At 71.6% G+C, this 8493-nt stretch carries 8 protein-coding genes; 3 read left to right on the top strand and 5 right to left on the bottom strand.

Translation table 11 applies throughout. The features are described 5' to 3' along the window. Positions 1-28: 28 nt before the first annotated feature. Positions 29-1846 carry a prolyl oligopeptidase family serine peptidase gene (locus tag ACFWV8_RS15715; protein ID WP_384201480.1) on the bottom strand — a complete coding sequence of 606 codons (1818 nt, stop codon included), beginning with the start codon at positions 1844-1846 and terminating at the stop codon, positions 29-31. Between the two features lie 369 nt (positions 1847-2215). Between ACFWV8_RS15715 and ACFWV8_RS15720 the strand changes: the two genes are divergently transcribed. Further along, positions 2216-3145, top strand: a complete 930-nt coding sequence (locus tag ACFWV8_RS15720; protein WP_384201483.1) for an alpha/beta hydrolase — start codon at positions 2216-2218, stop codon at positions 3143-3145. Here ACFWV8_RS15720 and ACFWV8_RS15725 read toward each other — a convergent pair. Then, positions 3054-3734, bottom strand: coding sequence for a TetR/AcrR family transcriptional regulator (locus ACFWV8_RS15725; RefSeq protein WP_384201486.1), 681 nt, complete (start codon positions 3732-3734; stop codon positions 3054-3056). The two genes, ACFWV8_RS15720 and ACFWV8_RS15725, sit on opposite strands and share 92 nt — an antisense overlap. A 138-nt stretch (positions 3735-3872) precedes the next feature. Between ACFWV8_RS15725 and ACFWV8_RS15730 the strand changes: the two genes are divergently transcribed. Continuing rightward, complete coding sequence (locus ACFWV8_RS15730; RefSeq protein WP_384201488.1) at positions 3873-4679, top strand: SDR family NAD(P)-dependent oxidoreductase; 807 nt, start codon at positions 3873-3875, stop codon at positions 4677-4679. A 74-nt stretch (positions 4680-4753) separates the two neighbouring features. Here the strand turns inward: ACFWV8_RS15730 and ACFWV8_RS15735 are convergent, their stop codons facing one another. Genes ACFWV8_RS15735 through ACFWV8_RS15745 form a run of 3 tightly spaced genes read right to left on the bottom strand, consistent with a single transcriptional unit; the run spans position 4754 to position 7614 of the window. Beyond that, positions 4754-5446, bottom strand: coding sequence for a response regulator (locus ACFWV8_RS15735; protein WP_384201491.1), 693 nt, complete (start codon positions 5444-5446; stop codon positions 4754-4756). 4 nt (positions 5447-5450) lie between these two features. After that, positions 5451-6698 (bottom strand): sensor histidine kinase, encoded by a 1248-nt coding sequence (locus tag ACFWV8_RS15740; RefSeq protein ID WP_384201494.1) that lies wholly within the window; start codon positions 6696-6698, stop codon positions 5451-5453. A 28-nt stretch (positions 6699-6726) separates the two neighbouring features. After that, a complete protein-coding gene (locus ACFWV8_RS15745) occupies positions 6727-7614 on the bottom strand; it encodes a CPBP family intramembrane glutamic endopeptidase (RefSeq protein WP_384201497.1) in 888 nt (295 codons plus the stop codon). 171 nt (positions 7615-7785) lie between these two features. Here ACFWV8_RS15745 and ACFWV8_RS15750 point away from each other — a divergent pair, with 171 nt between their 5' ends. Beyond that, a complete protein-coding gene (locus ACFWV8_RS15750) occupies positions 7786-8355 on the top strand; it encodes a flavoprotein (RefSeq protein ID WP_384201500.1) in 570 nt (189 codons plus the stop codon). Positions 8356-8493 lie beyond the last annotated feature (138 nt).

An 8493-nucleotide genomic window follows, 5' to 3' on the forward strand; every position in this document is an offset into this window, starting at 1 on the left:
CGCGCCGGGCGCGGCCCCCCATCGCGCCCTAACGCAGGTGGCGCTCCGCGAAGTCCAGTTCCAGGCGGACCTGTTTGATTCGTTCCTCGACCACCAGGGAGCCGTGGCCCGCGTCGTAGCGGTAGACCTCGTGTGGCGCGGCGCGTGCCGTCAGGCGGTTTACGTAGTTCTCCACCTGCTGGATCGGGCAGCGCGGGTCGTTCAGGCCGGCCGAGATGTAGACCGGGGCGCGCACGGCGTCGACGTACGTCAGCGGTGACGACGCCTCGTACCGCTCCGGGACCTCCTCCGGCGTGCCCCCGAGCAGCGTGCGGTCCATGGACTTCAGGGCCTCCATCTCGTCGTGGTACGCCGTGACGTAGTCGGCCACAGGTACGGCCGCCAGGCCCACCGCCCACGCGTCCGGCTGTGTGCCGAGGCCCAGCAGCGTCAGATAGCCGCCCCACGAACCCCCGGAGAGCACGAGCTTCGCCGGGTCGGCGAGACCGGACGAGACCGCCCACTCACGGACCGCCGCGATGTCCTCCAGTTCGATCAGGCCGACGCGGTGCTTGAGCGCGTCCGTCCACTCGCGGCCGTAGCCGGTCGAGCCGCGGTAGTTGACCCGTACGACCGCGAATCCGTGGTCCACCCAGGCCGCCGGGCCCGCCGTGAAGGAGTCGCGGTCGTGCGCGGTCGGCCCGCCGTGGATCTCGAAGACCGTCGGGAACGGGCCCTCGCCCGCCGGCCGCTGCACGAGCGCGTGGATACGGCCGCCAGGACCCTCCACCCAGACGTCCGCCACCGGCACGGACTCCGGTGCCTTCGCGCCCGGCGGGTCGAGCACGACCTCGCCCGACGTGGACCGCACCACCGGCGGGTGGGCCGCCGACGACCACAGGTACTCCACCGAGCCGTCGGGCCTGGCCGTCGCGCCCGACACCGTACCGGCGGGCGTCTCGACCTCGGTCAGCGCGCGCGTCGCGAGGTCGTAGCGCCACAGCTCGCTGCGCGCCTCGAAGCTGTGCACGATCAGCAGCGCGGACCCGTCCGGATACCACTCGGCCGATACGTCCCCGGGCAGCTCGATCGCCAGATCGGTCTCCTCGCCGGAGGCCACGTCCCACACGATCGGCTCCCACCGGCCGCGCCGCTGGTGCCCGACGAGGAGCCGGGTGTCGCCATCGACCGGCGCGAAACCGAGGACCGCCAGGCCCAGTTCGACCTCGCCGCCCTTGGTGTCGTCCAGCTCGGCGACCGCCGTGCCGTCGGGCCGGACCACGCGCAGCGCGGAGTGCATCGCGTCGCCGTGCTCGGTGTGCTCGACGGCGACGAGCGTCCCGTCGTGCGACAGGTCGCCGACGCCGGCGGACTCGCGGTGGCGGTAGATCTCGACCGGGGTGCCGCCCGGGGGGAGGACATGGATCGTGGAACCGTCCTCGTCGGTGGAGCAGCCGACGACCGCCGTACCGTCACGGCCGATGGCGAGGCCGCTGGGGTAGGCCGGGGCGATACCGGGGGCGGCGGGCTCGTCGGCGTCACCCCCGAAGGGCTGCCGCATCCAGACGCCGAACTCGTCGCCGTCCGTGTCACTGAACCACCAGATCCACCGGCCGTCCGGGGTCAGCACACCGTCCGTGGTGCCGTTGGGGCGGTCGGTGACCTGCCGCTGGACGCCCGTGGCGCGGTCCCACGCGTACAGCTCGTACGTGCCCGTCGCGTTGGACACGAACAGCGCGCGGTCGGGCGCGTCCTCGGCCCACTCGGGCAGCGAGACGCGGGGCGCCCGGAAGCGCTTCTCCCAGTCGGGGGCCGCCTCGGGCCCTGCCGGGTCGTGCGGCTGGTGGTCGTCGTTCTTCTCAGTCATACGCCCCATTCTGCGTCTGATGGCACGCCCCACGGGGTCCGGCCGGAAGATCTGCCGAGCGTGAGCAGTAAGAGGCCGAATCGGGGAGGTCGAAGCGGCGGGGCCGGCCTTCGTACGTCCGGGCGAAGTCCCATCCCTCCGGGAGGAGTTGGTGATCGATGAGGCGATCCAGCTCGTCCTTGAACTCCTGATTGGGCCCCATGCGGTGTTCCCGCCCCCTGTCGTGGTGGAAGTGAAGCCGGACGTGATGCCGGGCGTTATTGCCAGCACGACCGTACGTGCGGTCTGGCCATAAAACTAGCCGAACGGTCGTGCTAATGTCTCGCGAGTCGCCCCGCCCTGATCCGAGGAGCACGAGGAGTGCATGGCATGGACTTCGCCGAGGCAGCTGTCCGTACGGCCCTGAACAGCGCGTCCTACGTGTCACCCCGGCTCGCGGGCAAGGCCGCCTTCCGGCTCTTCCGGGTCCCGCGCGGTCGCAGCCGGCTCCGGCCCGGCGAGCGCGCGGTGATGGACCGCGCCGAGGTGAGCGGCATCGCTGTCGGCGGGGAGAAGGCCGTCAGTTACCGATGGGGTACGGGTGAACGGCCGGTGCTGCTGGTGCACGGCTGGGAGTCGCGCGGCTCGCGATTCGCCGCGCTGGTCAGCGAGTTGCTGGACCTCGGCCTCAGCCCCGTCGCCTTCGACGCGCCCGGCCACGGCGAAGCCACGGGCGAGGCCACGACGATCGTCGATCTGCGTGACATCGTCATGGCGCTCAACTGGGAACACGGGCCGTTCGAGATGGTCGTGGCGCACTCGCTCGGTGCCACCGCGACGTTCCTCGCCGTCCAGGAGCTCGGGCTGCGGGCGGAGCGGGTCGTGGCCATCAGCGCCGTGCCCGACTTCGCGTATCTGGTCGACCGGTTCTGCGCGGGGCTGGGGCTGCGGGCGCGGCTGAACCGCGAGCTTCGGAGGCGTATCGAACGGGAGTTGTTCCCCGGCGAGCCGGACATCTGGTCGCGCTTCTCGGTGCCTCGTAAGGAGGTGGAGGGCATGTCGTTCCTGGTCGTCCACGACGAGGACGACGATCTGGTCGAGCCCGCCCATTCACGTGCTCTCGCCGGTGCGTTGGGCGATCGGGCGGGGCTGGTCGTCACGCGCGGGCTGGGTCACCGGCGGATCCTGGGCGACTCCCAAGTCGTCGCGGCCGTAAGGGACTTCGTGGTCAGGGAGCGGGCGGCGCGGCCGGTGCGGCCGACGGGGGCGGCGCGACCGGCAGCAGAGCCGGATCGGTCGCCACGGCCCGCAGCCGGTTGAGGACGCCCTTTGCGGCCTTGGCGTAGCAGCTGAAGTCGTTGTGCAGGACGGACTCGGCGTTGGCGCCTTCGAGGAGCGAGACGAGCTCGAAGGTGAGCTGGGGGACGTCGGTGTCGTCGCGTACCTCGCCCGCCTCCCTGGCCTCCTCGATGTTCCGGCTCACGAACGCGGCCCAGTCGAGGCGGGCCTGGGCCACCGCGTCGTGGACCTTGCCCTCGCGTGCGTCGTACTCGGCCGAGACCGAGTAGAAGAAGCAGCCGCCGGGGAAGACCCGGCTCTCGGAGTAGGCGATCCATCCGTCGCAGAGCCGCCGTACCCGGGCCAGCCCGGCGGGCATGTCCAGGACAGGTCGTACCACGTGATCGATGTAGACCTCGGTGGCGGCGCGCACGGTGGCGAGCTGAAGCTCCTCCTTGGAGCCGAACAGCGCGAACACCCCGCTCTTGCTCAGCTCCAGCTCACCGGCCAGCCGGCCGAGCGACAGACCACCGAGACCTTCGACCGAGGCGATCCGGACGGTGTGCTTCAGGATCAGTTGGCGGGTCTGGTTCCCGCGCGCGATGCGTCCGTCGGTGCTCGTGGCTGTCACACGCGCAGTGTACTAACCGTACGACCGTGCGGTCATTGCCCGCGTCAACGGTTTCGACGGATCGGCGGGGTCCGGGGCCTGGGGCCGGGGGTCTCGGCGGAGGCCGTGATTGTCAGTGGGCCGGTGCAGACTTCGGGTATGACCGAGCTTCGAGGTACGGCGAGTGGCGGCACGGGACGCGTCGCGGTGGTGACGGGGGCGGCGCAGGGCATCGGCCGGCGGGTCGCCGAGGTCTTGGCGGGGGAGGGCTACGCACTGGCCGTGGCGGACATAGCCGACCCGGTGGACACCCTCGCCGCCGTCCGCGCGGCCGGGGCGGAGGCGGTCGTCGTGGTCGGGGACGTCGCGTCGGAGGAGTACGCGACCCGGCTCGCCGACCAGGTCAACGAGGCGTTCGGTGGGGTGGACGTGCTCGTCAACAACGCGGGAGTCTCCCTGCTCGTCCCGGCCGAGGAGACCACGGCCGACCAGTGGCGGCGGGTCCTGGAGGTCAATCTCACCGGCCCGTTCCTGCTGTCCCGCGCCGTGGGCAGGCTGATGCTCGCCGAGGGCGGCGGCTCGATCGTCAACATCGCGTCGATCGCGGGACTGCACGGAGTCTCCGACCGCGCGGCGTACAACGCGAGCAAGCACGGGCTGATCGGCCTCACGCGCACGCTCGCGGGGGAGTGGGGAGGCAGGGGCGTACGGGTCAACGCGGTCTGTCCTGGCTGGGTGAAGACGGAGATGGACGCAGCCGACCAGGCGTCCGGCGGGTACACGGACGGGGACATCGTGGAGCGGGTGCCGATGGGGCGGTTCGCGGCGCCGGACGACATCGCCCAGGCGGTGGCGTTCCTCGCGGATCCGTCGCGCAGCGGCTTCGTGAACGGCACCGCGTTGCCGGTCGACGGCGGCTGGACGGCGGACGCGAGCTGGACGTCGCTGCGCCTGCGTAAGCGCTGACTCGGCGGAGCGGACGCGACGACGGAAGGGGGACCGGATGACGAGCGGCGCGACCGATCCGGTGCGCACCCGGGTCACGGTGTGCCGGACACCAGCCCGACCCGGTAGGTGAGGACGACTGCCTGGACGCGGTCGCGCAGGCCGAGTTTCGCCAGGATCCGCGACACATAGGTCTTGACGGTCTCGGGCGTGATGAACATCGCCGCGGCTATCTCCACGTTCGACAGCCCCTCGGCGATCCGCTTGAGCACCTCCAGCTCACGGGGGGTCAGCACACGCACGACATCCTGTCTGGCCGGCCGGGAGGTGTCGGCCGGTCGCAGATGCTCCGCGAAGTGGCCGATGAGGTGGCGGGTGACGGCGGGTGCCAGCAGGGCCTCGCCCCGGGCGACGGTACGGATGCCGTTGACCAGCTCCGCCGGCGGCGAGTCTTTGAGGAGGAAGCCGCTCGCTCCGGCGCGCAACGCGTCGTAGACGTAGGCGTCGACGTTGAACGTGGTGACGACCAGTACCTTCGGCGCGCCTTCGGTATCGGGACCTGCCAGTTGCCGAGTCGCCTCGATGCCGTCGAGCAGGGGCATCCGGATGTCCATCACGACCACGTCTGGGCGCAGCCGCCGCGCGGCCTGAACCGCCTCGTGGCCGTTCTCGGCCTCCCCGACGACCTCCATGTCGGGCTGCGCGGAGAAGATGGTCACGTAACCGGTCCGCACCAGCGCCTGGTCGTCGCAGACGAGCACACGGATCGGTGGCGGCGCATCGCTCACGGGGTCACTCCTGAAGGGGCTTGGACGGAATCGTGGCCCGGACCTCGAACCCGCCCTCGGGCCGGGGGCCGGCGTCCAGTTCACCATCGAGCATCCGCACCCGTGCACGCAGCCCGGCCAGCCCTCGTCCGCCCGACGGGCCCGGTTCACGCGTGACCGCCGCGGCGACTGGGCCTTCGGTGGTCACCTCGATCTCGACGCGCTCGGCGCCGTGCCGGAGCAGGACCCGTGTCGGCTTCCCGGCCGCGTACTTCATGGCGTTGGTGAGCGCCTCCTGCACCACCCGGTACGCGGCCAGCTCCACGTCCACGCCCTGCGGGTGCCGTTCGCCCCGCTCGCCGAACTCGACCGGCTGACCCGACCTGCGGGCCTGCTCGACCAGGTCCCCCACCCGCCCCAGGGCGGGTGCCCGGTCCGCCAGCACCCCGTCCTCACGCGCCAGGCCCTCACGCGCCAGGTCCGCGGACGCCGACTCGCCGGTCGCCTCCAGGACGCCGAGCAGGTACCGCAGTTCCGTCAGCGCCCGACGGCCGGTGTCGCTGACGGCCGTCAGCCCCTCGCCGGCGCGTTCCGGCGCGGAGGTGAGCAGGAACTGCGCCGCGTCGGCCTGGACCACCATGGCCGTCACATGGTGGGTGACCACGTCGTGCAACTCGCGGGCGATCCGCGCCCGCTCGGTGGCCGTGGCCACCTCGGCGGCCAGCCGCCGCCGCTCGGCCTCTTCCGTCCGCCGAGTGTGCACCGTACTCCCCACCAGCCAGATCACGGCCAGAGTCAGATAGAACGCGAGATAGTCCGGTATCGACTGCGGTGAGCCCAGGCGGTCCAGGACGACGGCCAGCACGGCGTAGCCCGCACTCGCCACGACGGCCAGAGCGTGACGGAAGCGGACCGGATGGGCCCCGGCGGAGTACAGGGCCAGATACAGCCCCAGACTCGCGAACGTCGTCCCGAAGCCCAGCGCCTGGTGCGCGGCGAACGCGCCCGCGACGACGGCCAGACAGACCGCGGGCCACTTGCTGCGGACCGTCAGCGGCAGCGTCTGGGCCAGGACCAGCCCGACACCGAGCATGTTCGCCGGCTGCTCGGGCAGATCGCCGATCTGCGCACCGAGGTTGGACAGGGTCGGTACGCAAGCCAGCAGGGTGAGCGTCAGGGCGAGGACGCCGTCCTTGAAAAGGCCGTCCCACTCCTGCCACCGGTCGAGCGGCGCCTTGAACAGCGGGAGGCTCCAGGGCGTCTGACGGGACATCACTTCCGTATCCTCCAGCCGGCCTGTCTCAACGGCCCGTGTGTCGGCGGGACTTGAGCCCGCCGTTCCGGTGGGCGAGGACGAACATCGGGACGGCGAGAGCCACACCGATGAGGACGGGCACGATCGACGTCTCCAGACCGAAGCCGCCGCCGGTCAGGAGATCGGAACCGTGGATGTCGACGGTGAACAGACCCTCGGGGGTGTGTCCGGAGACCGGGATGCCGAGCAACTGCTCCGTGGTGTTCCAGGCGAAGTGCAGACCCGCGACGAACCAGATGCTACGCCGCCACAAGAACGCGGCTCCGAGTAGGACGCCGGCCTCCAGAGCGATCGCCAGCGCGCTCCACGCGCTCGCTCCCGGGGCGCCCAGGTGGGCGGCACCGAAGAACAGCGAGGTGATCACGATGGCGGCGCGGCTGCCCCACAGCTGCTCCAGGGCTTGCAGAGCAAGACCGCGGAACAGCACCTCCTCTGCGACCGCGGCGCCTATCTGCATCACGACTGTCGCCCAGACGACGGATATGAAGCCGTTGCCCGCCCAGGAGAACGAGTAGCCTCCCAACGCCGTTATCAGGAGGGCGGAGACAAGGATGAAGCCCAGGCCGATCCCGCCGCCGAGCAGCACCTCCCGGCCGGCCCCGGGCCGGGCGGTCTCCGGCGTGGCGCGTCCCGCGAGACGGCGCATGACCCACAGGTACACGGCCACCGCGGCGGCGGCGCCCAGCACCGGCACCGGGCCGGGTCCGGTCGCCGTCAGACCCGAGACCAGGCCGACGCCGGCCATCCCAATCAGCATCCAGCCGAGCGGAGAGCGCGCGATCCGGCCCAAACGGCCGCGGCGTCCCCCTCGTACGTCGCGGTCCTTGTCCGGGCCGGAGCCGGTGTCGTGCTGTGTCGCGGACGTCGCGCCCATGGTGGTCTCCCCTGTACCGGTCGCACCTGCGGCGACCTGATGACCACGCTAGGTATTCGCCGACGTCCGCGAATCCCCCACACATGGACACTTCCTGTAGCTCTCATGGGGGATGCGCGACCCGCGCCCGCCGCTCCGTGACCTGCCGGGATGCCCTGCGAGACTGTGGCGATGAGCGAAGTACGTACGGCCCGGGGCGTCTTGGGAGTGGTGGCGTCGGCGGCCGGTGGGGTGACATCGCTCCGCACCGGCCTGGTCGAACCGGCCATCGCCCACGGCTGGCAGGTGGCGGTGACCCTCACCCCGACCGCGGGCCGCTGGCTCCGCGCGAGCGGCGAACTGGCCCGGCTGGAAGCCTTGACCGGCCTCCCGGTCCGCGACGAGCCCCGCCTCCCCACGGACCCGCGCCCGCACCCGCCGGTGGACTGCTTCGTCGCGGCCCCGGCCACGGCGAACACGGTCACCAAACTCGCCCTGGGCATCGCCGACAACCAGGCCCTCACCCACCTCACCGAGGCCCTGGGCACCCCCGGCCTCCCGGTGATCGTCTTCCCTGCCATCAACGCCGCCCACGCCCGCCATCCGGCCTGGCCGGCCCACATCGCCAACCTCCACCGGGCGGGCGCCCACCTGATCGAGGGCCCGGACGTCTGGCCCCTCCACGAACCGACCGCGGCCCCGCCGGCGCGCGAACTTCCGTGGGCGGCGATCCTGCGGACGGTGGACAGCGCGACGGAGTGACGCGACAAGGGCGAAGCAGCCTCAACCTGTAACGCGCCCTAGGTGTATTGACTCGCAGGGTTGTTGACGCGGGTGATGGGTGGCTTGCCTCCGAGTGCGGTGTGGCCGCGATGGTAGTTGTAGGTGTGCAGGAAGGTG

It is taken from the genome of Streptomyces sp. NPDC058665, from assembly GCF_042714995.1.
Lineage (GTDB): Bacteria > Actinomycetota > Actinomycetes > Streptomycetales > Streptomycetaceae > Streptomyces.